Origin of the sequence: Roseomonas alba (assembly GCF_019430885.1) — a bacterium.
In the GTDB taxonomy this organism is placed as follows: domain Bacteria; phylum Pseudomonadota; class Alphaproteobacteria; order Acetobacterales; family Acetobacteraceae; genus Neoroseomonas; species Neoroseomonas alba.
Genome location: NZ_JAHYBZ010000011.1, coordinates 41,683 through 67,773 on the forward strand (window position 1 = coordinate 41,683; position 26,091 = coordinate 67,773).

At 66.9% G+C, this 26,091-nt stretch carries 22 protein-coding genes and 2 pseudogenes; 12 read left to right on the forward strand and 12 right to left on the reverse strand.

Going from position 1 to position 26,091, the window contains the following annotated elements; all coding sequences use genetic code 11:
* Positions 1–31: 31 nt before the first annotated feature.
* The 3 genes from KPL78_RS25920 to KPL78_RS25930 are packed head-to-tail and all read left to right on the forward strand — an operon-like array spanning position 32 to position 4,765.
* Positions 32–2,332, forward strand: a complete 2,301-nt coding sequence (locus KPL78_RS25920; RefSeq protein ID WP_219765910.1) for an FdhF/YdeP family oxidoreductase — start codon at positions 32–34, stop codon at positions 2,330–2,332.
* Between the two features lie 2 nt (positions 2,333–2,334).
* Positions 2,335–3,720 (forward strand): cytochrome ubiquinol oxidase subunit I, encoded by a 1,386-nt coding sequence (locus KPL78_RS25925; protein WP_219765912.1) that lies wholly within the window; start codon positions 2,335–2,337, stop codon positions 3,718–3,720.
* 4 nt (positions 3,721–3,724) lie between these two features.
* Positions 3,725–4,765, forward strand: a complete 1,041-nt coding sequence (locus tag KPL78_RS25930; protein WP_219765913.1) for a cytochrome d ubiquinol oxidase subunit II — start codon at positions 3,725–3,727, stop codon at positions 4,763–4,765.
* 298 nt (positions 4,766–5,063) lie between these two features.
* On the opposite strand, the gene KPL78_RS25935 is transcribed toward KPL78_RS25930, so the two are convergent.
* Together KPL78_RS25935 and KPL78_RS25940 are read right to left on the reverse strand one after the other, a co-directional pair.
* Complete coding sequence (locus tag KPL78_RS25935; RefSeq protein ID WP_219765915.1) at positions 5,064–5,684, reverse strand: response regulator transcription factor; 621 nt, start codon at positions 5,682–5,684, stop codon at positions 5,064–5,066.
* A gap of 384 nt (positions 5,685–6,068) precedes the next feature.
* Positions 6,069–6,677 (reverse strand): helix-turn-helix domain-containing protein, encoded by a 609-nt coding sequence (locus KPL78_RS25940; RefSeq protein WP_219765916.1) that lies wholly within the window; start codon positions 6,675–6,677, stop codon positions 6,069–6,071.
* 337 nt (positions 6,678–7,014) lie between these two features.
* Here KPL78_RS25940 and KPL78_RS25945 point away from each other — a divergent pair, with 337 nt between their 5' ends.
* The 7 genes from KPL78_RS25945 to KPL78_RS25975 all read left to right on the forward strand — a co-directional run bounded on the left by KPL78_RS25945 (position 7,015) and on the right by KPL78_RS25975 (position 12,032).
* Complete coding sequence (locus KPL78_RS25945; protein WP_219765918.1) at positions 7,015–7,401, forward strand: Clp protease/crotonase-like domain-containing protein; 387 nt, start codon at positions 7,015–7,017, stop codon at positions 7,399–7,401.
* Positions 7,388–8,107, forward strand: a complete 720-nt coding sequence (locus KPL78_RS25950) for a biotin-independent malonate decarboxylase subunit gamma (protein WP_219765919.1) — start codon at positions 7,388–7,390, stop codon at positions 8,105–8,107. The genes KPL78_RS25945 and KPL78_RS25950 overlap by 14 nt, the downstream gene beginning before the upstream one ends.
* The gene (gene mdcG / locus KPL78_RS25955) at positions 8,100–8,789 is read left to right on the forward strand and encodes a malonate decarboxylase holo-[acyl-carrier-protein] synthase (RefSeq protein WP_219765920.1); all 690 of its coding nucleotides are present in this window, start codon (positions 8,100–8,102) and stop codon (positions 8,787–8,789) included. The genes KPL78_RS25950 and mdcG overlap by 8 nt, the downstream gene beginning before the upstream one ends.
* Positions 8,790–8,845: 56 nt before the next feature.
* Complete coding sequence (locus tag KPL78_RS25960; protein ID WP_255569466.1) at positions 8,846–9,655, forward strand: triphosphoribosyl-dephospho-CoA synthase; 810 nt, start codon at positions 8,846–8,848, stop codon at positions 9,653–9,655.
* Positions 9,652–10,578 carry an AEC family transporter gene (locus tag KPL78_RS25965; RefSeq protein ID WP_219765923.1) on the forward strand — a complete coding sequence of 309 codons (927 nt, stop codon included), beginning with the start codon at positions 9,652–9,654 and terminating at the stop codon, positions 10,576–10,578. Before KPL78_RS25960 ends, KPL78_RS25965 begins: the two co-directional genes overlap by 4 nt.
* Positions 10,578–11,399, forward strand: a complete 822-nt coding sequence (locus KPL78_RS25970) for an acyltransferase domain-containing protein (RefSeq protein WP_219765924.1) — start codon at positions 10,578–10,580, stop codon at positions 11,397–11,399. The genes KPL78_RS25965 and KPL78_RS25970 overlap by 1 nt, the downstream gene beginning before the upstream one ends.
* A gap of 192 nt (positions 11,400–11,591) precedes the next feature.
* Complete coding sequence (locus tag KPL78_RS25975) at positions 11,592–12,032, forward strand: acetoacetate decarboxylase family protein (RefSeq protein WP_255569492.1); 441 nt, start codon at positions 11,592–11,594, stop codon at positions 12,030–12,032.
* Here the strand turns inward: KPL78_RS25975 and KPL78_RS25980 are convergent.
* The 5 genes and pseudogenes from KPL78_RS25980 to KPL78_RS26000 all read right to left on the reverse strand — a co-directional run.
* Positions 12,002–12,127: pseudogene (locus KPL78_RS25980) on the reverse strand (IS481 family transposase); the annotation flags it as partial. The gene KPL78_RS25975 and the pseudogene KPL78_RS25980 overlap by 31 nt on opposite strands.
* A gap of 345 nt (positions 12,128–12,472) precedes the next feature.
* A pseudogene (locus KPL78_RS30910) lies at positions 12,473–12,834 on the reverse strand (plasmid partitioning protein RepB C-terminal domain-containing protein).
* A 149-nt stretch (positions 12,835–12,983) separates the two neighbouring features.
* A complete protein-coding gene (locus KPL78_RS25990) occupies positions 12,984–13,532 on the reverse strand; it encodes a GNAT family N-acetyltransferase (protein ID WP_219765928.1) in 549 nt (182 codons plus the stop codon).
* 13 nt (positions 13,533–13,545) lie between these two features.
* Entirely contained in the window at positions 13,546–16,683 is a 3,138-nt protein-coding gene (locus tag KPL78_RS25995; protein ID WP_219765930.1) for an efflux RND transporter permease subunit, read from the reverse strand.
* Positions 16,680–17,693 carry an efflux RND transporter periplasmic adaptor subunit gene (locus tag KPL78_RS26000; RefSeq protein ID WP_255569467.1) on the reverse strand — a complete coding sequence of 338 codons (1,014 nt, stop codon included), beginning with the start codon at positions 17,691–17,693 and terminating at the stop codon, positions 16,680–16,682. Before KPL78_RS26000 ends, KPL78_RS25995 begins: the two co-directional genes overlap by 4 nt.
* Before the next feature lie 179 nt (positions 17,694–17,872).
* Between KPL78_RS26000 and KPL78_RS26005 the strand changes: the two genes are divergently transcribed.
* Positions 17,873–18,418 carry a TetR/AcrR family transcriptional regulator gene (locus KPL78_RS26005; RefSeq protein WP_219765933.1) on the forward strand — a complete coding sequence of 182 codons (546 nt, stop codon included), beginning with the start codon at positions 17,873–17,875 and terminating at the stop codon, positions 18,416–18,418.
* Between the two features lie 220 nt (positions 18,419–18,638).
* Here KPL78_RS26005 and KPL78_RS26010 read toward each other — a convergent pair whose 3' ends face one another.
* The 5 genes from KPL78_RS26010 to KPL78_RS26025 are packed head-to-tail and all read right to left on the reverse strand — an operon-like array spanning position 18,639 to position 24,894.
* Entirely contained in the window at positions 18,639–19,589 is a 951-nt protein-coding gene (locus KPL78_RS26010; RefSeq protein WP_219765934.1) for a Bug family tripartite tricarboxylate transporter substrate binding protein, read from the reverse strand.
* A gap of 30 nt (positions 19,590–19,619) precedes the next feature.
* Positions 19,620–21,323, reverse strand: coding sequence for a M28 family peptidase (locus KPL78_RS26015; RefSeq protein WP_219765936.1), 1,704 nt, complete (start codon positions 21,321–21,323; stop codon positions 19,620–19,622).
* Positions 21,324–21,359: 36 nt separating this feature from the next.
* On the reverse strand, positions 21,360–22,358 hold the full coding sequence (locus KPL78_RS30915) for an asparaginase (RefSeq protein WP_369412862.1): 999 nt from the start codon (positions 22,356–22,358) through the stop codon (positions 21,360–21,362).
* Positions 22,355–23,383 carry a serine hydrolase domain-containing protein gene (locus KPL78_RS30505; protein ID WP_255569468.1) on the reverse strand — a complete coding sequence of 343 codons (1,029 nt, stop codon included), beginning with the start codon at positions 23,381–23,383 and terminating at the stop codon, positions 22,355–22,357. The genes KPL78_RS30915 and KPL78_RS30505 overlap by 4 nt, the downstream gene beginning before the upstream one ends.
* 26 nt (positions 23,384–23,409) lie before the next feature.
* A complete protein-coding gene (locus tag KPL78_RS26025) occupies positions 23,410–24,894 on the reverse strand; it encodes an ABC transporter substrate-binding protein (RefSeq protein WP_255569469.1) in 1,485 nt (494 codons plus the stop codon).
* Here KPL78_RS26025 and KPL78_RS26030 point away from each other — a divergent pair.
* Positions 24,862–26,076: a LysR family transcriptional regulator gene (locus KPL78_RS26030; protein ID WP_255569470.1), complete on the forward strand. Its 1,215-nt coding sequence runs from the start codon at positions 24,862–24,864 to the stop codon at positions 26,074–26,076. The two genes, KPL78_RS26025 and KPL78_RS26030, sit on opposite strands and share 33 nt — an antisense overlap.
* The last annotated feature ends 15 nt before the right edge of the window (positions 26,077–26,091 follow it).

The window sequence follows — 26,091 nt, forward strand, 5'->3', positions numbered from 1 at the left end:
CATGAAACTTGCTTCACCGCTGGAGGGCAGCATGCCGGAAACGCCAAGCATCCGACGCTATGACGAGCCAGCCGGCGGATGGGGCGCGCTGCGCGCCGTCGGAACCCACCTCATCGAGCAGGATATCCCGATCAAGGGGACGACGACGCTGCTGCGCATGAACCAGCCGGAGGGCTTCGACTGCCCCGGCTGCGCATGGCCCGACCCGAAGCACACCTCGTCCTTTGAGTTCTGTGAGAACGGGGCGAAGGCTATCGCCTGGGAGGTCACCACCAGGCGCTGCACGCCCGACTTCTTCGCCGCGCACAGCGTCACCGAGCTGGCGGGCTGGAGCGACTACGACCTCGAGATGGCGGGGCGCCTGACCCACCCGATGTCGTATGACGCTGCGAGCGACCGCTACCTGCACGTCAGCTGGGAAGAGGCCTTCGCCACCATCGCACGGCACCTGACCGCTCTGCCCAACCCGAACATGGCGGAGTTCTACACCTCGGGCCGCACGTCGAACGAGGCGGCCTTCCTCTACCAGCTCTTTGTGCGGGAATACGGCACCAACAACTTCCCCGACTGCTCCAACATGTGTCACGAGGCGACGAGTGTCGGCCTTCCGCAATCGATCGGCGTCGGCAAGGGCACGGTGCTGCTCGACGATTTCGACAAGACCGACTGCATTTTCATCTTCGGCCAGAACCCCGGCACCAACTCTCCGCGGATGATGACCAGCCTGCGCAATGCCTCGCGTCGCGGGGTGCCGATCATTTCCTTCAATCCCTTCCGCGAACGCGCTCTCGAACGCTTCCAGGCGCCTCAGGTGCCGGTCGAGATGCTCTCCCTGACCTCGACCCCGATCAGCGAGGCGTTGCATCAGGTCCGCGTCGGCGGCGACATCGCTGTGCTGAAGGGCCTGATGAAGGTAATGGTCGAGGAGGATGAGCGGGCCCGGGCCGACGGTGCGGCCGCCATCCTCGACTGGGACTTCATCCGTGGCCACACGACGGGCATCGAGGCGCTGGCCGCCGATCTCAAGGCAACGACCTGGCCAGATATCGAGGCGCGTTCCGGCCTGACGCGCACTGCCATCGAGGACGCCGCGCATGTCTACATGCGCGCCGAACGTGCCATCGTCGTTTATGGCATGGGGCTGACGCAGCATCGCCATGGCGCGCGCAACGTGCAGCAGCTCGCCAATCTCTGCCTGCTGCGTGGCAATATCGGCAAGGACGGTGCCGGCATCTGCCCGGTGCGTGGCCATTCCAACGTGCAGGGCGACCGCACGGTCGGCATCACCGAGATTCCGACACCCGAGTTCCTCGCGCGGCTTGAAGCGCGCTTCGGATTCAAGCCACCGCAGGCCCATGGCCACAACGTCGTCACGGCGCTGGATGCGATGCGGCGCGGCCAGTCCCGCGTCTTCTTTGCCATGGGCGGCAACATTGCCGCGGCCATCCCGGACTGGCAAGTTACGCACGACGCCTTCCGCAGCCTCGACTTGACCGTACATGTCTCGACCAAGCTCAACCGCAGCCACCTGGTGCATGGCAAGGAAGCGCTGATTCTGCCCTGCCTGGGCCGCACCGAGATCGACCGGCAGGCAGGCGGCCGGCAATCCGTCACGGTCGAGGATTCCATGTCGATGGTCCACGCCTCGCGCGGTATGAACCGTCCGGCTTCCGAGCATCTGAAGAGCGAGCCAGCCATCATCGCCGGCATTGCGCGCGCGACGCTCGGCATGCGCTCGGTCGTCGACTGGGAGGGCCTCGTCGCCGATTACGATCAGATCCGCGACGCGATCGAAGCCGTCTTCCCGATCTTCCAGGGCTACAACGCGCGTATCCGTGTGCCCGGCGGCTTCCATCTCACCTCGACGGCGCGCGAAAGGATCTGGGCCACGCCCTCCGGCAAGGCGAACTTCCTGCCCTATGACGGCCTGGCTGAGGATCCTGATCCGACGGATCCCGACGTTCTGTGGCTGACCAGCGTGCGCAGCCACGATCAGTACAACACGACGATCTACTCCATGTCCGACCGTTATCGCGGCATCTTCGGCCGGCGCGACGTACTGTTCGTCAACGAGGTCGAGATCGCTCGGTTGGGTTTCGCGGCCGGCGACCGTGTCGATCTGGTGGCGGCAAGCGAGGACGGCATCGAACGCGCCGTGCGCGGCTTCGAACTCGTCCCCTATGCCTTTCCCGACCGGAGCTGCGCGGCCTACTACCCGGAAACCAATCCCTTGGTGCCGCTCGGCGCGTACGACCCGATGAGCTTCACGCCCTCCTACAAGGGCATCCCGATCCGCATCCGGCCCGCCCGGCCCGCAGGGGAGGCGTTCTAACCATGGACGCGGTCATCGTCGCCAGGCTGCAATTCGCCTTCACCATCGGGTTCCACATCCTGTGGCCGACCTTCACCATCGGGCTGGCGGGCTTCCTCGCGCTGCTCAGTGTCCTGTGGTGGCGCACAGGGCGGCCCGTCTATCGCGACCTACTGCGGTACTGGAGCAGGATCTTCGCCCTTGCCTTCGGTATGGGCGTCGTGACCGGCCTCGTGCTCAGCTACGAGATCGGCACCAACTGGGCCGGCTTCTCCCGCGCCGTCTCCAACGTCGTCGGGCCGCTCTTTGCCTATGAAGCCCTGACGGCCTTCTTCCTTGAGGCCGGCTTCATCGGCATCATGCTATTCGGCGAAGGTCGGGTCAGCCGTGGCGCCCATGCCTTCGCCTGCTGCATGGTGTCACTGGGCACGCTGTTGTCCGCGACTTGGATCATCGCCGCGAACAGCTGGATGCAGACGCCCGCGGGCGCGGTGGCGGATGCCGACGGCATCTATCACGTCGTCGACTGGTGGAGCGTTGTCTTCACGGCCTCCTTTCCCTACCGGCTCGCGCATATGGTCATGGCGAGCTTCATCACCTGCTCCTTCGTCATCGCCGGCGTGTCCTGCTTTCATCTCTGGCGCGGGCGCCATCCGGAGGCGAGCCGGATCGCGCTCTCCTTGGCCATGTGGATGGCGCTGGTGCTGACTCCGACCCAGATCCTCGTTGGCGACATGCACGGGCGGAACACGCTCGCTCATCAGCCGACAAAGTTGGCGGCGATGGAAGGGCTCTGGCAGACCGTGCGCGGTGCGCCGATGACCCTCATCGCCTGGCCGGATATGGAACAGGCGCGCAACCTCTACGCGATCGAGGTGCCGCATGTGGCGAGCCTCTATCTGACCCACTCCTGGAGTGGCGAAGTGCAGGGCCTCGATGCCGTGCCGCGGGAAGACTGGCCCAATGTCCCGATCGTCTTCTTCGCCTTCCGCATCATGGTGGGCATCGGCGTCGTGCTTCTGGCGACCGCTGTGACGGGGGCGATCCTGCGCCTGCGCGGCAGGCTCTACACCAGTCGGCGGTTTCACTTCCTCGCCATGGGCGCAGCGCCGCTTGGCTTTATTGCCGTGCTGGCCGGCTGGACGACGACGGAGGCCGGGCGCCAGCCCTGGGTGGTCTATGGCGCGCTGCGTACCGCCGATGCGGTGTCGCCGGTCGCTGCCCATGCAGTACTGACGAGCCTCCTGCTGTTCGTCCTGATCTATGCGGCACTGCTGCTGATCTTCCTGTGGGTCATTGCGCGCCTCCTGCTGCGCGGACCGGCGGTTCTCGCAGCTGTCGCGCGCCCGCCGGAAGGCGTGCTCGCCGGCGCGACAGCGTCCGCCATCGCAACTGGTCCGGGAGAATGAAGCCATGACAGCCGAGATGGCAGCCAACCTGCCAGTCCTTTTTGCCGCGATCGTGGCGTTCTGTGTCGTCGTCTATGTGCTGGCGGACGGCTTCGATCTCGGCATCGGCATCCTGCTGCTGCTCGCACCCCGCGCGTCCGAGCGGGATGCGATGCTGGCGAGCATCGAGCCCGTCTGGGACGGCAACGAGACCTGGCTCGTCATGGGTGGGGTCCTGCTGCTCGCGACCTTCCCGGCCGGCTACTACGTGCTGCTGCCGGCCTTCTATCTGCCCATCATCTTCATGCTCTTCGCCCTGATCCTGCGCGGCGTGGCCTTCGGCTTCCGCCAGGAGTCGGTAGGATTCCGTGGGATCTGGGAAGCAGTGTTCGCCGGCGGGTCTGTCGTCGCCGCCCTGTGCCAGGGCTTTGTCCTCGGCGGTCTCATCACCGGTGTGACGATGCGGAATGGCATTTTCGCCGGCGGCACCTTCGATTTCTTCACGCTCCTGGGTTTCGCCTGCGGGCTCGGGCTGCTCGGGGGCTATGCCCTGCTCGGCGCCGGATGGCTGATCTGGCGCGCAGACGGCCAGACCCAGATCTTCGCGCGAGAGGTCGCCCATTCGGCCCTGTTGCTCACCGCGGCGATGATGGTCGTTGTGAGCGGGCTGAGTGCCCTGCTCGTTCCCGAGGTGGCGGCACGCTGGCTGGACTGGCCCCGCAGCCTGTGGCTGGTGCCGGCACCGCTTATGGCGATGGCCGCGTTGCTCATTGCCTGGCGGCGCATTTGGAGCGGACGGGATGGCCTCGTCTTCGTCATGGGGTTGCTGGTGTTCGCCATGGGCTTCGTGGGGTTGGTCGTCAGCCTCTGGCCCTATGTCGTGCCGCGCCATGTCACGATCTGGGATGGGCTCGCCGACCGGCGGTCGCTGGCCTTTGTCGGCTTCGGCGTGGCCTGCATTATGCCAATCGTCCTTGCCTACCAGGCGCACGCCTACTGGGTGTTCCGCGGCAAGGTGAAGCCTGGAGAGGGATACGCTGCGGCGACGGAACCTGGCGAGCCATGACCGCATGGCCGTCGAACCCGATGGCGCCGGCCGCGATCGCATGTCCGGCGTGTCACGGGAGGATCGGCGATCCGCGCCGGGGTTTCGTGAAATGCGCGGAGATGTCGAGGAAGATTCATTGGTCGACCTGCCCCGCGAATGCCTCGAGTGATGTCCTGAAGCGTATCCAGGACATGCCTGGCGTGGTGAGGCGGATGATCGTGCCATCACCCCTCGGTCAAGACACACCTGTCGAGCATGTGTAGAAGCGCGCCATATGGTGCGTACGGACACAGACCCTGAGGCCTCATCACGCCGATCAGTCATCTCGTCGCCGGGAATGGTTGATCGGAATTCCCAGCTCGTGGGCGCTGCGGACCAGATCCGCGATAGATGCCGCCTGCATCTTCTGCATGACCCTGCCGCGATGGATCTGCATGGTTACCTCGCTGATGCCGAGCTCCGCCGCCGCCTGCTTGTTGAGAAGGCCGCTGACCACGAGTGGCAATACCTCCCGTTCGCGGGCTGTGAGGGTGGCATGGCGAGCACGCGGGGCACTACGCTCCTCGCGTTCCCGTCGAGCGGCGTGGTCCTGCACGACCGCGGTGTCGATGGACGCCGGAAGCTCTGGCGAGTTGAATGGCTTGGTCAGGAAGTTCACTGCGCCAGCCTTGATCGCGCGCACTGAGGACGGAATATCGCCATGGCCCGTGAGGAAGATGATGGGCGGATGACCGTCTTTGGCCTGTTCTTGAAAATCCAAGCCATCGATGCCGGGTAACTCGACGTCGAGGACTAGACAGCCTAGCGCGTCGGGCCGCGGGTGCTTCAGGTATTCGTCGATTGATTGAAAGGCACATGACATGCTGCCGATGGCGGCGAGACGTTCCACGATTGCTTCACGAATGCGCCAGTCGTCGTAGACGATGCTGTCCTGCATCTGCGTCATCCGTTCCCGCAGCATCGCGAAGCCGGTAGCCGCTGCATCCGCTTCGTCCAGGCCTTAATCGCTGCGGCTCCTCGAGATTATGGCGAACTGTGCACGACCGGCGTGGCGTCGCTAGCCAAGCCGACCCGCGTACCGCTCGAAGCGCCCGTGTCCGCCCAATTGACCCGGCTGGAACATACGATCCCAGGACACATGGAATCCGAGTAACAGAAATCCACAATGGGCTGCCCTCGCGTTTCGTCTACCTCGGTTGCCGGACGTGAGAGCGCCGATTCACGGCGCATGAGCTGTCATGGCCGAACACCGGTTCCTGGCACGCGAGGCGGGTAGCATGCAGGCTGACAGACCTGATCGTGATACCTCTTTCGCCAACGTCTATCGCGGGTGGGCGATCGACACGGTGCGGCGCGAGTTGGGCAATAGCGGCACGGTCTCTCCCTTGGGCAGCCGCGCCTTCAAAATCCTAAGCATCCTCGTCGGAGCCAACGGACGTCTCGTCCCCAAGGCTGTGTTGATGAGCCAAGTTTGGCCCGGTGCCGTCGTGGAGGAAAGGCGACGAGGCGTGACGTAGTCATGCAGTCTCTGACCCGTGGCCAACCTGAATTGTGCCGCGAAATGCATCGCACTGAGGCCAACATGACTCGCCACATCGCCAAGGCGGATTCGCCCGCCAATGTTCTCGTCGACATGAATGAGCGCCTTCCGCAGCTTCCAGCGCGGCAACGGAGAGAGCCGCTGGCCGCTGCGTAGGCGCGGCTGCGTCCGCAACATGGAGCGGCATTCCATCACGGCCCTATGGAAGGCGTCGGTGTAGAAGCCGTGGAGGATTTCCTCCGCCTGCTCCTCCGGCAGGATCGCACGTACGAAGTGTGTGATGGCGAGGTCCGGCGGATCGTCATGGTTGGATTGTTCCGCGACCGTCGCGGGAAGTGGGCGGATTTGCTCCGCCTCCGAGAGCCGTGGGGTGGTGCAGATCGTCTGCATCGCCTTCGCTCCTTCTGCTTGGGCCCGCCGACGGGATCCGGCGTGGTGGCCTTTTTGAATTGGGAACCCGGGCCAGGACAGTGGGGGCCGATCGGCGACGAATCCTGGGCGCGTTCCTGAAGAATTCTGAAGCGGCAAACCACCATCGAGGATGGCGGCATGCGAGACGGCAATTTTCGGGAGAGTGCCGAAAAAGTCGGAGTGCCGTCGTCAGTATCGTGCCGGGGCGAACAACGCGTTGCCTGCAACGGGACACGGAAATGGCACGCATGAGGATCGAACGCCGCGCGACGGGTTGTCACCGCCTGCGGGCCGATATCGCTGAGCAGGCCCGGCCATGAACGGCTGGAACACCCGGCAGCAGGACCGTGATGCACGCCTGGAGGAACTCGATTCCCGCGACCGCGCACTGGTCTGGCGGATCTGCGGGGCCCGATCGCGCTATCTGCTGGGCGGCGCCGACCGCTATGTGACCGGCAGCATCGGTGCGATGCGCGCGGCCACCATCGCCTTGACGACGCAGGCGCCCGCTATTGACCTCGCGACGCTCACGGCGGAGCAGCAGCGCCTCACGGATCGGCTGAACCTATTCGGGACTTGCAGGGACACGCCGGAGATCTGGCGGTTCGCCGACTTGCCGGAGCCCGAGCGGGTCAGCGAGCTCGACGACGCGGCGTTTCTCGCCACGCCTCGGGTAGCGGGAGCGCAGCATGACGCCCGATGAGATCCTGACAGCACTTTTGCCCGATGGCCATATGGTGCAGCCGGGGCCGTTCGGAACGATCGACGGCACCGCGCGCGTCGCCGGCGTCGGTGACGTCATCGGCATCGTCGGCGGCACGCCGCTTGGCGTCGACGGTGCTCTACTGCTTGCGGGCCACGTCCTCGATGCGGTGCGGGCCGGCGGCACGGAGCCGATCGTCGTGCTGGTCGATACCGCCAGTCAAGCCATGGCGCGGCGCGAGGAACTGCTCGGACTCAATGAGTTTCTGGCGCATCTCGCCAAGAGCCTGGCCCTCGCGGCCATGCAGGGTCATCGGTCGGTGAGTGTGCTGTACGGCACCGCGGCGGCCGGGGCCATCATTGCCGCGGCGCTGTCCAGCCAGACCCTGGTCGCCCTGCCGGACGCCGCACCTAGCGTGATGGATCTGCCGTCTATCTCCCGCGTCACCAAGCTGCCGCTCGACAGGCTGGAAAGCCTGGCGCAGTCCTCGCCGATCTTTGCCCCGGGCGTTGCGCCACTCTTCGCGACTGGAGCCGTGTCGGAAGCCTGGGAAGCAGGGGAGGAGTTCGCTGCGCGCCTGGCCGCGCTGTTGGCGCGCGATGCTCCGGCTGCGGACGTCAGGGATCAGCTCGGGCTGGAGCGACATGGCCGTCTGTTTGCCGGCGAGATCGCCAGGAAGGTCGCCGAGGCCGCGGTCCATGGCTGATATCCCCGTTGCCTCGCGGCGGCGTCACGACCTTCTGCTGATTGCGTCTGATGCCTGGCGCTCTGCCTTGGATCGGTCGCCGGCGATGGCCGAGTTGCCGTTCGTTCGAGGCTGGGTGGAGCGCGGCTGGCCCGTCATACTCCGCCGCCATGCCGAGGCGGAGGACAACGATCTGGTGGCCGTCGGCCTGCCATTGCCGCCCGGGGCCGGGCGACATCGCGTAGGCCTGCTCCTGCCCTCCGAGGCCATCCTTCGGGTCCGACGGCCACCCTCCCTTCGGGCGGCGGCCTGGGTTGTCGATCCAGGCCGGCGGCCCACCGTCCCGGCGCTGCTTCAGTTCGGCGAGCGCTACGGTGTCGAGCCTGCTGTGGTCGGCAGCCTGTTGTGGCATCACGTCACGGGACTGCCCTACCTGACGCCCGCCTCCGACCTGGATCTGCTGTGGCCTGTCCGGCGTCTCGGCGATATCCATCCGCTGCTGCGCGGCATTGCGAGGTTGCAGCGGGACACGCCGTTTCGGATCGATGGCGAGGTGATCCTACCGGACGGCGTGGCGGGGAACTGGCGTGAACTCTGGAATGCGGACACCGCGTCCGGCGACATCGACGTTCTTGGCAAGAGCTTGGCCGGCGTCCGCCTGGTCCTCCGGGCGAGCCTCTCGCCTGTCGGTTCCGACGCATGACAGCCGCCGCGCCGGCTCCACCCGCCTTCGGGACATCCCGTCCCGAGGCATCGCGCATGATCGCCGATCGCGCAGCGGACGCGCTGCTGAAGGAACTGGACGCATGGCGCAAACCGGGCCTTGTGAGCCGCATCGACAGCGGCAGCCACAACGATATGGACGCCGACCTGCTCGCGACGAGCGCCGAGACGCTGCGATCCTTCTTCGTAGAGTTCGCTGCTGCCGGCCAGCATGACGCGCCGATGGAGGAGTTGCGGGAGCTTGGGTTGCGCGTCGAGGCCGCGATGCTTGCGGCCAGGGGAGGGGTGAACATGCATCGCGGTGCGATATTCGGGTTGGGGCTGCTCTGTGCCGCGGCAGGGTACATGCAGTCCGCGATTGTGCCCTCCCGGGTGGCCGAGGTGCTCCGACGCCGTTGGGGTCATGCGATCATGCGCGGTCCCTCACCGCTCTTCAGCCATGGCGCCGCGGCCCTTCGACAGCATGGGGCCGGCGGCGCACGAGCCGAGGCGGCGGCCGGGTTCTGCAGCGTCCATGAGATCGGCCTGCCCGCCTTGCAACGGGACCGCCTCCTGCGGCCCGACGATCGCGACGCGGCGGCCGTTCAGGCGTGCTTCGCACTGATCGCCACTGTGCAGGACACCAACCTGCTGCACCGGGGAGGGGCCGAGGGGCAACAGATCGCCGCTGCGATGGCCGAGGCCTTCCTCGGGCGCGGTGGCGTCGGAATGATGGATTGGCGCGAACGCGCGGCTGCCGCCCACGCGGCCTTCGTCGCCCTTGGCCTGAGCCCGGGCGGGTGTGCCGACCTCTTGGCCATGACGCTGTTCGTCGACAGCATCAGCAGACCGGGCGAACGGCAGTGACGGCAATACTACTCGACGCGCTGGTGCCGATCTTTGCCGTTATGGCGCTTGGCTACTTCGCAGGCTGGATGCGGGACATCGACAATCGACATGTCGGGGAACTCAACGCGTTGGTGATGGACTTCGCGTTGCCGGCCTCCCTGTTCGCTGCCACCGCCGCGACACCACGCGCCATGCTGCTGGCGCAGCTTCCGCTGGTGACGATCTTCGCAGCATCGATGCTCCTGCTATACGGGATATCCTTTGTCATGCAGCGCGCGCTGTTCCGGTTGAGCGCGGCGGAAGCTTCGGTCCAGGCCCTTACGGTGGCGCTGCCAAACTATGCCGCGGCCGGATTGCCGCTGATTACTGCTGTCTTCGGACCGGCTGGTACTCTCTACGTCGCGCTGTCCATCGCGACGGGCTCTGTGGTGCTGTCGCCGCTTACGCTTGCGGTTCTCGAGGCGACCGGCGCGGAGCGGTCCGGGACGACCGGCGTGATGCGCGCAATCGGCCGCTCGCTGTGCAAGCCGGTTGTGTTGGGACCGCTGGCGGGCATCGCTCTATCGTTGCTCGGCGTATCTATGCCCGATGCGGTTGGCCGTTCCTTCGAGCTGATTGGCCAAACAGCGGGCGGTGTGGCGCTCTTCCTGACCGGGCTGATCCTATCAGCGCAACGGATGGCATTGAGCGGAAATGTCTGGAGCGGGGTGCTGCTGAAGAACGCGGTGCATCCCGTGCTTGCCGTGCTGCTGCTGGCTGCGATGCCGCTGGATGTGGAGGCGCGGCGGGCAGCGATTCTACTGTGTGCCCTGCCGTCCGGCTTCTTCGGGGCGCTGTTCGCCTTGCGCTACGGTGTCGATTCCAGCCTTGCCGGATCGACGCTGATCGTCAGCTCGCTCGCCAGCGCCGTGGCCCTTCCCGTGGCGCTGATCCTGACCTGATGGAACGGCCACTGGCGATCCTGTGCTCGGGGCAGGGCGCGCAGCACCCCGCCACGTTCGACCTGGTCGCGGCGAACCCCGAAGCCGAGCCCATCTTCGCCGCGGCGGCGGCTGTCCTCGGGCAGGATCCGCGGGATGTCGTGCGTGTTGCCGATGCAGCAACGCTCTACTCGGACCGGATCGGTAAGATCCTGTGCTGTACGCAGGCCATGGCGGCATGGGCCGCGCTCGGCGAGGCGAGGCCGCGCGTCGTGGTCATGGCGGGCTACAGCGTTGGTGAAGTCGCGGCCTGGGGTTGCGCCGGCGCAATCGGCGCCGAGGCCCTGTTCCCCCTCATACAGGAACGGGCGATACGCATGGATGCCGCTGCTCCGGCGGATGGCGGCCTGGCAGTCATCGTCGGAATTCGACCGACAACTCTGCACAGCATCGTTGCGCACCATGCCGCTTTCATCGCGCGAATCGATGACGTGGACACTTTCGTCATCGGTGGCTCGGGCACTGATCTCGACGCGGCCTGTCAGGACGCCAACGCGGCCGGTGCGAGGCGCGTGGTGCGATTGCGGGTCGCGGTCCCGCCGCACACGCCGTTGCTGTCCTCGGCTTCGGAGCCTTTCCTGGCGGCGCTGCGCGCGGCGGCTCCCCGTCTTCCGGAGTCGGGCTGCCACCTGCTGAGCGGAATCGGCGGTGCGATCCTGCGCGACATTGACACCGGTATCGAAAAGCTCGCGCGTCAGATGTCCAGTCCGATCGATTGGGCGGCCTGTCTCGAAAGCTGCCGCGCCTGCCATGCGGCGGCGGCGCTGGAACTTGGGCCTTGAGCGGTGCTGAGTCGTGGCGCTGCAGGGTGGTTTCCGACGCAGGAGCTGCGCGCGGTCGAGGATTTCCGCAGCATCGCGGGTCTGCGCAGCTGGGTGCAGGCGGCGATCCGCTGACGCTGGCTTCTCGCTACGTCCATCCGAGAACGCGGAAATCCTGAAGTGCGGAGTGAAATATCCCGCATGCCTCGCAGGATGAAGACGCGGCATCGCGGTCGGCGACCGCCCAGGGACGGATGTCATCTGGTGCTGAAGGGCTTTGCCGTCCCGCTGACGCTACAGGGTGACTCCGCTATCACGCGACCGCCGTCCTGGCACTATCCAAGCGACTGCATCGCCGTCGAGTATTGGTCCGATCCGGCAGCGGTCGAGGCGCTGCTGCCGCCCGGCATGGTGCCAGATGCCGGGTCGAATGGCCGCTGCCTCTTCTGGTGTCTCGACTGGCAGTTCACCGGATCCAATGAGGAGCTGACGGATCCCGCACGCTACCAGTACCGCGAAGCGTTTATCCTCGCCGAGGCGCGTTTCGAGGGGATAGCTGTCAACCACTGCCCCCTGATCTTCGTGGACCGCGACGCCGCCATCGCGCGCGGCTGGATCCAGGGCTTGGCGATGGTCTTGGGGTCCGTCCCGTAGCGTCGCGCCAGATCCCTGAGGCTCGCTTGACCATGCTGGATCGCGTGACGGACCGCCTTTGTCGTGCGGGCGCTCCCGTGGAGAGCCTGGCCCACAGCGCGCCCTTCTGACCTGACCCCGTAGAAGCGGTCCGCCGGTAATGTAGTCCCGGCGGCTCCGAGGGGGGATTGGGGATGAGGCGAAAGAAGGCGCACGCGCCGGAGGAGATGGTCGCGAAGCTGCGGCAGGCGGAGGTGCTGATTGGCCAAGGTAAGACGGTGGCCGATGCGGTGCGATCTATCCGGCCAGACCGATGACGCCCGGCCTGCTGGGCGCCAGCGGGTTCGCCGCCCTCCCCACCACCGCCCTCGATCCGCCCCACCGCGCGGCGTCTCCGGCGGTCCCTGCGCTTGAGGGGCCGGGTCCCCATCCCAACGGCCGGCGCCGCCCGGCCCACCGGTTCAGGCCGTCGCGGCATCTCCATCGGCGATCCGTTGGAACTCGGCGAGGAACTCGGAATGATGCTGCGCGAGGTGGCGCACCAGACGCACGTTGCCGAGCAGCTTCGTGAGGTAGCTACGCGCGACCACGAGATGCCTGTGGTCAGAACCATAGCTCCGCTCTGCGACGCGAAGCTCCCGCTCGAGCTGCCCGCTCTCGCGTTCCATGTCTCCGTCGTCAGGCCACGAACCTGCTTCGGCTTCTCCTCCGGCCCGAGCTGACTCTGCGGTGTCGCGCCCAGCAGCGTCTCCGCATAGGTGATCGTAAAGCGGGCCATGGCGATCATGAGTTCGACAGCCTCGATCTGGCGCAAGGGAAGCATGCGCTTCAGGACTCGAATAAAGGCCAGCGGCAACAGGCCGATCCTACAGCAGCTCTAGCAGCTTCGGGCCTACTCCCGGCGCTGTCCGATAGATCAATCTTAAGGGTGAGCCGTGGCGATGCCGGCTTAACGCGCTATGTCTGTCGTCCTCATCGGGCGGTGAGCCGTGGCCGATGCCACTCCCTGCGCAAGATCGCGTATTGGAAAGTGTTCTCGTAGACGGCCTCGCCCTTGTCGTCGGTTCGGAACGATATGAACTCGACAAAGACTCCTTCCCTTCTCATGCCCAGCTCCTCGCACAGCTGCCACGACCGTGCGTTGTTCTCTTCCACATAGGCGTACAAACGCCGCGCGCCCCTCGTGTCGAAGAGATGCGTGAAAAGTGCCTGCGCGGCTTCGAGGGCAAATCCCTTGCCTTCGAAATCCGCATTGAAGTTCCAGCCGACGCTGTAGGTATCGGGTTCCTCGAGGAAACAGAACATGTCGCCGATCAGAGTCTCGGTGCCCTTCAAGCATACGGCGACATGCTGATCATTCGCGGCACGCTGCATGGCCTCCGCCTCTGCTGCAGCCAGATCCTCAAGCCGTTCGGACAGAAAGCAGCCGGCCCTTGGTTCGTGGAGATACGCAAGCAGACCGGCGGCATCCACCTTCCTGAAGTTCCTCAGAATCAACCGGTCCGTCTGAATGGCGTCCATCAATCGCTCTCGATCATGCCTGGGGCGTTGGCACGCTGGTCGCGTCCTGGTCCCGCTCGGCCTGAGCGCGGCCGGCAAACACCCGATAGAACAGGGGGATCAGGAAGATCGCCAGGAAGGTCGCCGCGAGCATCCCGCCCACCACCGCCGTGCCGATCGACACTCGGCTGCCGGACCCGGCCCCTGTGCTGAGCGCCAGGGGAAGGCAGCCGAGGATGAACGCCATCGACGTCATGATGATCGGCCGGAAGCGCAGCCTGGCGGCCTCCAGCGCAGCGTCGGCGGCGGATTTGCCTGCCCGGCGCTGCTGCGCCGCGAACTCCACGATCAGGATTGCGTTCTTCGCAGCCAGCCCGACAAGCGTGATCAACCCGACCTGGAAGTAGATGTCGTTGTTGAGCCCGCGCAGCCACACCGCCGCCAGCGCGCCCAGCAGTCCGAACGGCACAGCGAGCAGCACGGCGATCGGCATTGTCCACCGCCCATATTGGGCGGCCAGGATCAGGAACACCATCAGGATGCCGAAGCCCACCGCCAAGGCACCCGCGTTGCCGCCGGCGAGCTCCTGATAGGCGGCGCCCGTCCAGGCAATGCCAAGGCCACGCGGCAACGTCGCGGCGGCGAGTTCCTGCATGGCCGCAAGCGCCTGGCCGGAGGAATAGCCTGGCGCCGCGGATCCGTTGATCGTGGCTGCCGGGAATCCGTTGAAGTGCTCGACCAGGTCGCTGCCTACCACGCGGGTCAGCGTCAGCATGGCGCTGGCCGGCACCATCTGGCCGTTGGATGCGCGGATGAAGACGCGGTCGAGATCGGTCGGATCGCGCCGATAATCGGCATCGGCCTGGAGGTTGACCCGGTAGTTGCGGCCCATCAGAGAGAAGTCGTTCACGTAGAGGCTGCTGAAGGTGCTTTGCACGGCTTCGAACAGCGACGACAAGGCGACGCCCCGGGCCTTGGCGGCGTCACGGTCGATATCCAGGCGATAGCGCGGCACATTCGTCTGCAGGGTCGTGCTCACGCCGGTGAGTTCGGGGCGCTGCGCTGCGGCCTGCACCAATGCGCGGGCGCCCTCGGCCAGCGCCTCCCGGCCCAGACCGGCACGATCGAGCACCCGCATCTCGAAGCCGCCGACATTGCCGAGGCCATCGATCGCCGGTGGGTTGAAGGCGAGGACGATCGCATTCCGCACCTCCGACAGCGCGGCGAACAGGCCATTGGCCAGGACACGGGCATCCTGGTCGGGGGCGGTCCGTTCAGACCAGTCGCGCAACTCGATGAAGGCGGCCCCGGCGCTGGTGCTGGGTGCGTTGGACAGGAGGTTGAAGCCCGCGAAGGAGGTGACCGTCCTGACACTCGGATGGGCCAGCAGTATGCGTTCGACCTCCGCCCCGGAGGCTGCCGTGACGTCCAGCGCCGTCGCCGGCGGCATGTTCCAGACGACGAAGAGGCTGCCCTGGTCTTCCTCCGGTACCAGGCCGCCCGGCACCTGCCGGAACAGCGCCACCGTCAGGACGCACACCATGGCGAGGCAGAGCAGACCCAGCAGGCTGCGCCGCAGGAAGAAGCGCACGCCGGTGGTGTAGCCGCGCGTCACGGCGTCGAAGCCGCGGTTGAAGATGCGGAAGGGCAGCAGCGGCCTGTTGCGGTGACCGGCCTTCAGCATGCTCGCGCACAAGGCGGGGGTCAGCGTCAGCGCGACAAAGCCCGACAGTGCGACCGAGACGGAAATCGTGATGGCGAACTGCTTGTACAGCTCGCCGCTCAGCCCGCCGAGAAAGCCCACGGGAATGAAGACGGCGCACAGCACCAGCACGATGGCGATGACCGGCCCCGTCACCTCCTGCATCGCCTTGATGGAGGCCTCGCGCGGCGACAATCCTTCCTCGGCCATCAGGCGCTCGACATTCTCCACCACGACGATCGCATCATCCACCACGATGCCGATCGCGAGGATCATGCCGAACAGCGTCAGCATGTTGATGCTGAAGCCAAGGACATACATGCCGGCGAAGGTGCCGATGATCGACACCGGGATGGCGATCAGCGGGATGACGGTCGCGCGCCAGTTCTGCAGGAACAGGAAGACGACCGCGACGACGAGGATGAGCGCCTCGACGAAGGTGTAGATGACCTGCTCGATCGACACGCGGACGAAGGTCGTCGTGTTGTAGGGGACGGAGTAGATCATCCCCTGAGGCATGGAGGCCGCCAGCTCGTTCATCCGTGCGGTCACGGCGGCCATCGTCTGCAGCGCGTTCGCGCCGGGCTGGAGATAGACGCCGAACGGCGCGCTCGGCCGGCCGTCCTGGGTCCCCACGAAATCATACTGCTGGGCGCCAAGCTCGACGCGGGCGACGTCACGCAGCCGCAGGGTCGACCCATCCTCGCGCGCCTGAAGGATGATATTGCCGAACGCCGCCGCATCCGGCAGCCGCCCCTGCGTCGTCATCGCATAGGTGTAGGCGCCGCCGCCGGCGGTCGGCGCGGCATTGATCTGCCCCGCCGCGAATTGCTGGTTCTGCTCGCGAATGGCAGCCGCCACATCCGACGCCGTCAGGGAGAATTGCGCGAGCTTTTCGGGATTCAGCCATACGCGCATCGCGTATTCCTGCTGGCCGAACAGGGCGGCGTTGCCCACGCCGGGAACGCGCTTGATCTCGTCGATGACGTTACGCAGGGCGTAGTTGCTGAGGAAGACCTCATCGAAACGGTCCGTCGTGGCCGTCAGCGATACCACCGCGAGGAAGGCGCTGGATTGCTTCGACACGGTCACGCCAACGCGCTGGACCTCGCTGGGCAGGGTGGCGAGCACACTCTGCACGCGATTGCTGACATTGATCGTCGCCTGGTCCGGATCGGTGCCGATCTGGAAGCTGACGGTGAGCGTGAGCGCGCCATCCGTGTTGACGGATTGCGTGTAGAGCAGCCCATCCACCCCGTTGATGGCGCGTTCGAGCGGCGCCGCCACGGTCTGCGCCACGGACGCCGCGTCGGCCCCGGCATAGGTCGTGGAGACGACGACCTGCGGCGGCACGATCTGCGGGTATTGCGCGACGGGAAGCACGCGCATCGCCAGCAATCCGGCCAGGACGATGACGATCGACAGCACGCCGGCCAGGACCGGCCGATCGACGAAGAAGCGCGGGCTCATGGCGTCGCTTCCTGGATCTCGACAGGCGCGCCCTCGACAACCTTCACGACGCCTTCGGCGATGACACGGTCGCCGGGGTGCAGCCCTTCCTCAATGACCCAGTCGCGCGCAATCATCCGGCCAGTTCGAATGGGACGGCGCTCCGCTTTCCCGTCCGGGCCGACGACATAGGCATAGAGCCCCTGCACATCCTGCTGGACGGCTGCCTGCGGGATGCGGATGACGTCCCGCGCCGCGCCGGTGATGCGGATGCGCACGAACTGGCCCGGAATGAGGCGCCTGTCCGCATTCGCGAAAGTCGCGCGGCCGCGGACCATGCCCGTGGTCGGGTCCACGGTCGCATCGGTGAAGCTGACTTCGCCTTCCGGGCCGTCCTCCGGTCCCGGGCCCAGCAGCACCTTGGCGGGCAGGCCTCGGACGCCCTGCTGCGACAGGACGGCCAGGGCGCCGCCGTTGAAGGCGAAGGCGACATGCACCGGGTCGAGCTGCGTGATGCGCGTCAGCAGCGAATTGTTCTCGCCCGTGCCGATCAGGCTGCCCTCGGGAAAGGTCTCGAGGCTGGTGACGCCGGAGATGGGGGCCGTCACGGTGGTGTAGTCGAGGTCCAGCCGCGCACGCGCCAGGCGCGCCTGCGCCGCGGCGAGGCTCGCCTCGCCCTGCGCCAGCGCGGCCGCGGCGTCGTCGCGCGCCTTCTGGCTGCCAGCATCCGCACGCAGAAGCTCGGTGGCGCGGCGATGGTCGCGCTGCGCGCGCTGCACGATCGCCGCGGCTTCCTGCACCTGCGCCTCAGCGAGCGCCACATTCGCCTGGTAGGGCGCGGGATCGATGCGGAACAGCACGTCGCCTTCCCGGACCAGGCTTCCCTCCGTATAGGCCCGTTCCAGGAGGATGCCGCCGACGCGGGCGCGCACCTCGGTCTGGCGCACCGCGGTAACGCGGCCGCCGTACTCGACCGCAAAGGGCGTGGATTGCAGCCGTGCGACGACGACGCCCACCTTCGCCGGCGGCATCGCGGCCACTCCCTGCGATGCTTGGTCGTCACAGGCGGCGAGAGCGAGAAGAAGCAGCGCGGCGCGACGATGCATGGCGAAGGTCTCGGGACAGGGGCGGTGAGAGGCAGTGGTTGCCTGACGGCACGGTTAGGCGCAGAATACATACGAACGTATTTGAATGAGATCAAGGAGGTTCAATGGGACGTGGCCCTGCCATCGATCGCGAACGGGTGCTGGGCCTGGCGGAGGACATCCTCCTCAGGGACGGCCCCCGCGGATTGACCATCGAGGCCCTGGCGAAGGCGGCCGGCGTGTCCAAGGGCGGCATCCAATCGTCCTTCGGCACGAAGAACGACCTGATCGCTGCGTTGATGGATCGCTGGCAGGCCGAGTATGACGCGCAGGTTGTTCCGCTGGTCGGCGCCTCTCCCGGCCCGGTCGAGGCCGTGCGCGGCCATGTCCGCGCGACGATCGACCTGACGGATGATGTCTATACCCGCGCCGCTGGGATGATGGCGGCGCTCATCGAGACGGAGCAGCATGTTGCCGCCCTCAGGGACTGGTACCGTGGCAGGTTCGGGGGGCTCGACCTGACGACCCCCGAGGGACGCCGGGCGCGCCTGGCGCTGCTGGCGGCCGAAGGCGCGTATATGTACCGCGCCTTCGGCCTGATGACGTTCACGCCGGAGGAATGGCAGAGCCTGGGGCAGGATCTCGACGCGCTCCTGGCAGGCGAGTTGTAGCGAAGCCACCGGAGCTTCTCGCCCCACGCTGAATCGGGCGAAGGCGCCGAGCGTGACGACCTCACGCGGGACAATCGATGCCTGGCCGGCGAATGGGCGCTACCCTGCCGATAGGCCGGCACCGCATCGGCGGCCAACTCAGTTCCCGCAAACCAAAGCAGCCCCGGCCTGCTGGCCGCTCCCGCCTTCGAGCCACGGCGTAGCGTTGCCCAACCGCCTCTCACAAACGGGTAGGCAAGCCCAGTTCGCGCAGCTGCACCGGGAGTTCGCGAAACATCGTACGGATCGCCTCCTCATAGCCGGCTGCATCGCGCGTCCAGGGCACGAGCGCCAGACGCTGGAGCAGCACGCCATGTGCCGGGTCCGCAGCCACGCTCTGGAGTGCTTGGGCGAACTGCTGCTTCACTGCGACGGGAAGGCCGCGCGGGGCAATGAATCCGGTATGCAGCGTATGCACCGCATCGAAGCCTAGCTCGCGCGCCGTCGGCGTGTCCGGCCAGCGGCTCGCGCGCTCCTCGGCCGCCAGGGCGAGCAGCCGCAGCGCGTCGCCCTCCACCGGCCCAGCCAAGGTGCCCATCGAATCAAAGACGACATCCACGGTGCCACCGAGCACCGCTGTCACCATCTGGCTGCCGCCCGCGAATGGTACGAACAAGAAGCTGACGCCGCTGCGATGCTCGAGCAGCCGCATGCCAAGCGGCGGATTGTCCGGCGTGCCGCCGGCGGCATAGGTGAGGCCCTCCGGCTTCGCGCGGGCACGCTCCACCAGGTCGCCCAGAGAGGTGATCGGGCTGTCGCGGCGCACGGCCCAGCCGCTGACCGTGTCGGCCATGCCGCCCAGATAGTCGAAATCCTTCAGGGCATCATAAGGCACAGGCTGCACGATCGCGACGCGGAACGCCGCGTCCGTCGCGAGCGAAATCACCGACCCATCGGGCCGCTGATTCTTCAGCCAGCCGAGCGCGACGGAACCTGAGGCGCCGCCGCGGTTCTCGACCACCACGTCGCGGCCAAGCCGGGCGCTGAGCAGAGGCGCGACGCCGCGCAGATAAGCATCGGTCGTGCCGCCAGGGGCCCAGGGACAAATGACGCGAAGTGGGCCTGCCGGCTGGGCGTTGGCGATGGCCGGCAGAGACAGACTGCCGAGTACAAGCGATCGACGATGGATCATGCTCTGCTCCTTCGGAAACGGTTGCCGGCGTTAGGCGCCCAGGGCATTCCGCGCGTCATCCAGTGCAGCCTCGGCTTCGCGCAGCGCATGAGCGAGGCGGTTGCGCGCACGGACCGCATCCACAGCGACGAACTTCTCATCTTCCGAACCCGGCGCGCTTGCCGCGAGGGATCGCATCGGCTGGAGCGGCGCCCAGGCGGCCAGCGGCAATGCATCGGGGTGGGTGAAGCGCTCACCCTCCGCGCAGTCCATTGGCACCAGTGCGCGGGAGGCGCGCATCAGGGCGGCGTTCGCCACTGCCAGCGACGCCGCCGGGGCCGTGTGCCGCCGCGCGTCGACGGCATCCGCCAGCTCGCGAAGCCTTGCCGCCCCGGCGACGAGGGGCGCGAGATCGAAGCGCCCGGCGAGGGAGGGGGCGAGCTGGTTCAACTCCGCCGCCAGCGAGTCGGCCGTGGCGCCATGGTCCAGCGGAAGCACCGACTCGCTGAGCAGCGCCCAACAGCCATCCAGCAACACCCGCGTGTCGCGCACCAGGTTCGCCTCGTCGATCTTGTCGATCAGATCGTCAGGCGTATGCCACCACCAGCCGAGCGCGTTGCGCGCCTGCTGATGCTGGTGCGGCTGGGCGCTGATCGATCCGAACACCGATGGGATACCGATGCCGACGAAGCTCTCATCGGAATTGCGCCCGCGCCGCACGCCCTTCAGCGCCTGGCCGGCATGCCGCTGCACCGCCTCCGCGGCGAGGCGCCGCAACTCGGCCGTGCTCTTGGTGTTGGTCAGGACGGTCGCGCCGATGCCGCCAAGGCTGTCGACATTTACATGCGCAACGCAACGGCGGTCGAGCTCGTCCCAATGTTCATCCGCGTACCAGGCGGAGCTGGAGTAGCGGCCATGGCTATGGCCGGACCAGAAGCAGACCCGCATGCCACGGCGCCAGTCACTGCGACGCTGCGCGACAATGCGTGCCACCTCCAGCATGGCGACATTCGCCGCCCCGTTATCCATGACGCCGTGGTACCAGGTGTCATGGTGGCCTGAGAGCAGGACGAGTGGATCCGTCGCGCCGCCCGGCCCGTCCAGATCGCAGACGAGGATCGGCGTCTTCCGCCAGCCGGTATCCACCGCTGCATGAAGAGTCACAATCGGGCGCTTGCCATCGGCCAGCGCATCGCGGATCGCCGCACCGTCCCTATGCGCGACACTGCACACCACGGTGCGGGGAAGGTCGCGGCGCGTGGCGGCGGACGGGTTGCCCCAGACCGGCGAGATGCACATCTCGTGGATATGCTCGTGATGGCTGATATGGAGCTGGGCGGCGGCCCCGGCCTCGGTCGCGCGCCGGGCGACAGCGGGCGTCGCCATGCCTTCGAGCAGCAGCAACGCGCCGCGCAGATCCTTCCCGGCGAAATCCTCGACCGTCCCATGGCCGAGATAGACCGGCACTGCCGAGAAGCCATCGCGTGGGGAGGGCAGCGAGAACGACTGCGTTATCGCCTTCACCGGCACCCCATCCACCAGCACGCGCGCGGCGCCCGGCAGGCTGATATAGGCATCGTGCATCACGATCCCGGTGCGCCAGCCATAGGCCGCCATCCGGCTTTCGACGAAGCGCAGCCCTTCCAGCTCCTCGGCCGTGCCGGAGAGCTTCACCCACCGCGCAATCTGGGTAAGGTTCGCCATCATCGCCTCACCGCTGACTTCGGCCGAGATATCGGCTGACACCGTGTTCATGGATTTCCCTCTCATGGCGATGCGGCCCGTGCCGTCTCAGTAGGTCGCGAAGATGGTCGAGATACGCGCCGGATCGCGTGTTACCGACAGCGCGAGCGACAGCAGGATCCGGGCTTTCTGCGGAGTGAGGTTGTCGGCGTCGATGAAGCCGTGCTGCGCGAGCTTCGTGGTCCGTGGCACGCGGCCGGATCCGGCCCGGCTCGACTGCACCACGACGACGCCCTTCGCGACGGCCTGTTTCAACAGGTCGAGCTCCCCGGGCGCGCAGGAACCCGGCGCAAAGCCCGCCGAGACGATGCCTTCGGCGCCGGCCCCCAGGAAAGCACGCACGGCCGCGCCGTCGGCACCCGCATAGGCGTAGCTGATGTCCACGCGCGGCAGCGCCGCGAGGGAGCGGATGTCGAATTCCGTTTGCGGCGCGCCACCTCGCAGCGGGCGCCGATAATAGGCGATCGCGTCGCCATCGGCATGGCCGAGGGCACCGAAATCGGGTGTGCGGAAGGTCTGCAAGCGGCTCGTCGAGGTCTTGGCGACGTCGCGCGCCGCATGGATCTCGTCGTTCAGCACGACGAGCACGCCGAGCCCGCGTGAAGCCGGGTCGACCGCAACGCGTGCGGCGTTGACCAGGTTGATGCCGGCATCCGTGGACAAGGCGGAAGCCGGTCGCTGCGACCCGACCAGCACGACCGGCACCGCCACCTTCAACGTCAGATGGAGCGCATAGGCCGTTTCCTCGAGCGTCGCCGTGCCATGGCCGATGACTATGCCGGCAAGGCCGGGGTCATCGGCCAGGAGCTGGTCGCACAGCACGACAAGTGCCTTCCAGGTGGGGAAATGCAGCCCGGTGCTCGGCACCGCGCTGAAGGTGACCGGCCTGACATCGGCGACGGCCCGAACTTCGGGAAAGCAGTCCAGGATACCGGCCGCATCAAGCAGCGGCTTGCCGGAGGAAGCGTAGTCGAAGGTGTCGAGCGGTCCATGCCCCAGTGAGGCGATGGTGCCGCCCGTGGCGATGAAGGCGACGCGTGGTGTCACGCGCGGGCGTCCAGCACGGCCTGGCCCAGCACAACCATCTGCGTGCTGGAGACGGAAGGCAGGTCGCCGAGATCGATGCCGGCATTTCGCCGCATCGCGCGTTCGTCCGTGATGGCGCGGCGATGCACCATCAGCAGATCGAGCCGCGGCAGGCCCAGGATGAACTGTCCATAATGGCCCGAGGCGAGGAAGGCGCCTTCCCATTCCGGCGCCTGGGAGTGCATCGGCAGCCACCAGTAGTAGCCGTAGCCCAGGCCACGATCGGCAAACCGGCCTTGCATGTCCTCGGGCTGGACATGCGGCGCAGTGCTCTCCCGCACCCAGGATTCCGGCACGACCTGCTGCCCATTCCAGCGCCCGCCACGCAGCGCCAGCAAGCCGACCCGCGCCATGTCGCGGCCCGACAGGAACATGTGATAGGCGAGGAAGCGCGAGCGGTCAGGATAGCCGAGCATGCGCTGACGGTCGCGATCGAAATCCTCGAAGCCCAGCGGAATGGCAAGCTGGTCACGCAGCGCATCATGAACGGCGATGCCGGTGAGCTGTTCGAAGATCGCGCCGGCGACGTTGAAATCCCAGTTGTTGTAGTGGAAGCGCGTGCCCGGCGCGTGGGAACCGCGCGGCGGGGTACCGTCGTCGTCGCCGCCTGGACTGCCCGCGGGATAATAGACGCCCGAACGGCTGGTCAGGATGTCGCGGATCGTCGCCCGCCTCTCCGCGGGCTGCAGTCCCTTCACATCGTCGATGCCGAGCTGTTCCAGCGTCAGCCCAAGGTCAATACGTCCGGACGCGACGTGCGGACCGTAGAGCAAAGAGAGAATGCTCTTGCGCGTCGATGCCAAGTAGCTGACTTCAGAGACGTCACCGTAGCGATAGGCCACGCGGCCGCGCGAGACGACCATGAAGGAGGTCGTCGTCAGCGCACGCAGCCCTTCGGTGAACTGCTCCAGCGCCGCGGGGTCGAAGCCGGCCGCCCGCGGCTCCACATCCTCCCAGGCGTCACCCGGATAGATCGCGTCCATCATGCTTCCATTCATGTCCTGCGTCGGTGTCACGGTGTGGCCTGCCTGACTTCCTTGGCGAGCGTCCGCTCATCAAGGCGTGGCTGGTAGGCAAGGCCGCGGCGCAACGCCCAGCTGTTGGTCTGGTGGTAGAGGGGGATGATGGCGCCATCGGCCATCGCCAGACGCGTGGCCTCGCGCAGCATCTCCTCCCGCACGGCGTCATCGAATGTGCCGGCTGCGCGCTCGACAAGGCTGTCGAGCGCCGCATTGCTGTAGGAGGAGGTGTTGCCGGCGCCGATGTTGCGGGCGCGATCGGGTGTGCCCAGCACATTCACCAGCATCGAGGTCGCATCGAAGGTTGCGTTGCCGAGCCCGACGACATGCATCGCGAAGCTGCCGCGCTGCGTGGCATAAGCGCTCCAGGGCATGGAGACGACGCTGGTGCGCACACCGATGCGCGTCCACATCTGTGCCACCGCCTGCGCCACGGCAGGCGCGCCGGGATATCGGTCGGTCGGCACATGCAAGGTCAGGCGGAAGCCGTTTGGATAGCCGGCCGCGGCCAGCAGCGCGCGGGCCCGGTTTGGATCGGGTTCGCCGACCGTCACTGTCGGCACAGCCGAGAAGGTGCCGAGCGGCAGGATCTGCACCGTCGGCACCGCCGTGCCTTCGAGCACGCGTTCGGCCAGGCCGGTCCGGTTGATGGCGAGGGAGAGCGCCTGCCGCACCTCGCGCCGCGCCAGCGGATTGCCGGCCAGGGCGCTGCCATCTGCCGCCGTGACGAAGGGTGCCGGTACCGCGTCGCCATGCTCGGGTGCCAGGTAGATCACGCGAAGACCAGGGGCGCTGACCACGACAAGCCCGGCGGTGCCACGCAGCCGAGGCAGGTCGGAGGCGGCGGGCATCTCGATCATGTCCACATCGCCGGACAGCAGCGCCGCGGTGCGGCCCGCGGCATTCGGCATCATGCGATAGGTCGCAGCCTCCCACGCCACGGGCGCGCCCCACCAGGCTGGATTTCGTTCCAATTCAACCCGATCGCCGGGCCGGAAGGAGCGCAGGCGGAAAGCGCCCGTGCCGATGGCTGCACGACCGGCATTGTAGTCCGCGGTCGTGGCCTCCTTCCCGGCATGGCGCGAGATCACCGCCACATTGACGAGGTCACCAGGCAAGCCGGGAGATGGGCCGTGCGTTTCGATCCGCAACGTCGTGGCGTCAGTGCTGGATACAGCGGCGACATTGCGGAGAAATCCCCCGAATCCGCCGGGGCTGTTCGGAACGTTGCGGGCGCGCGTGAAGCTGAAGGCGATGTCGTCGGCAGTCAGGGGGCTGCCGTCATGCCAGGTGACGCCGGGGCGCAGCCTGAATTCCCATACCGTCTCCGACACCGGACGCCAGGATTCGGCCAGGCCCGGCGCCAGAGCGCCATCCGCCCCCCGTTCCACCAGCCGATCAAAGATCTGCATGGCAATGCTGTTGTTGGGCGATGCGTTGTGGAAATGCGGATCGACGGAGGTGACGGCACCGGCCATGCCGATGCTCAAAGTCTCCGCCTGAAGCGGGCCGATCGCGAGTGTCGCCAGACTCGACAGGCCGGCCAGGCGCACCATCCGCTTCCAAACAGCTCCCATCGCCACGGGCCTCCTCCGGCATGCAAAGCGCGGAAAACTGTCATCGGCGGTCCACAATCCGTCAAATCGATGCTAGATATCCAAAACATGCACCACGCGAATGCCCCTGCGCCGATACGGTCGCTGCTATCGCTGGACCTCAACCTGCTGAAGGCGCTGAACGCGCTGTGGCAGTGCCGAGGCATTACCGCCGCTGGCCGCATGATCGGTCTGTCCCAGCCGGCCATGAGCCACGCCCTGCATCGCCTGCGCCTCGCCTTCGCGGACGAGTTGTTCGTGCGGGGTCCCGGTGCGCTGGTGCCCACGCCGCGTGGCACCGAACTGTGCCTTGCCGCCGTAGCGGCCCTGGCGGCGCTGGAGCGGGCAGTGCTTCCTGCGGAGCCGTTCCGGCCTGACTCCAGCACGCGACGCTTTCGCATCGGCATGAACGACTACGTCTCGGCGACGCTGCTGCCACTGATGATCCAGACGCTTGGCACCTCCGCGCCTGGGGTTTCACTGGAAGCGATCCACCTGCCACGCGGCCAGGACCAGGATGGTCCGGTGCTCCCGCGGATGCTGGATGAGGGACGGGCCGACTTGGCGCTAGGCCAGATCGATGAGGTGCCGGCGCGTTGCCATCGGGAAAGCCTGCGCCAGGACCCACATGTCTGTGTGATGGCGCAGCGTGCCTGGGATGCGAAGCGTCGCTTCGACATGGCCGCTTTCCTGGGGTTGCGCCATGTCCGCATCTCCTCCTTCCCCGAGCGCCGAAGCTGGATGGACCAGGCGCTGGAAGCCCAGGGGCTGAGGCGGCAGATCGCGGTGACGGTGCCGCATTTCATGGCGGCGCTGCATCTCGTCGCGACAACCGACCTGCTGACGACCCTACCGCTCGGCGCCGTGGCCCCTTTTGCCAAGACGCTGCGCCTGCACATCCTGCCCTCGCCGCTGCCAGAGCGTCCTCATCGTCTCGATATGGCGTGGCTCAAGTCGGTGGACGGTGACGCAGGGCTCACCTGGTTGCGCGGCATGTTGGCTGCGACGGTACTGCGCAAGGCAACGCGATCATCGATCGGGGCCGACAGCTCCAGCGTCAGCTGAGTTGTTCGCTGGGAC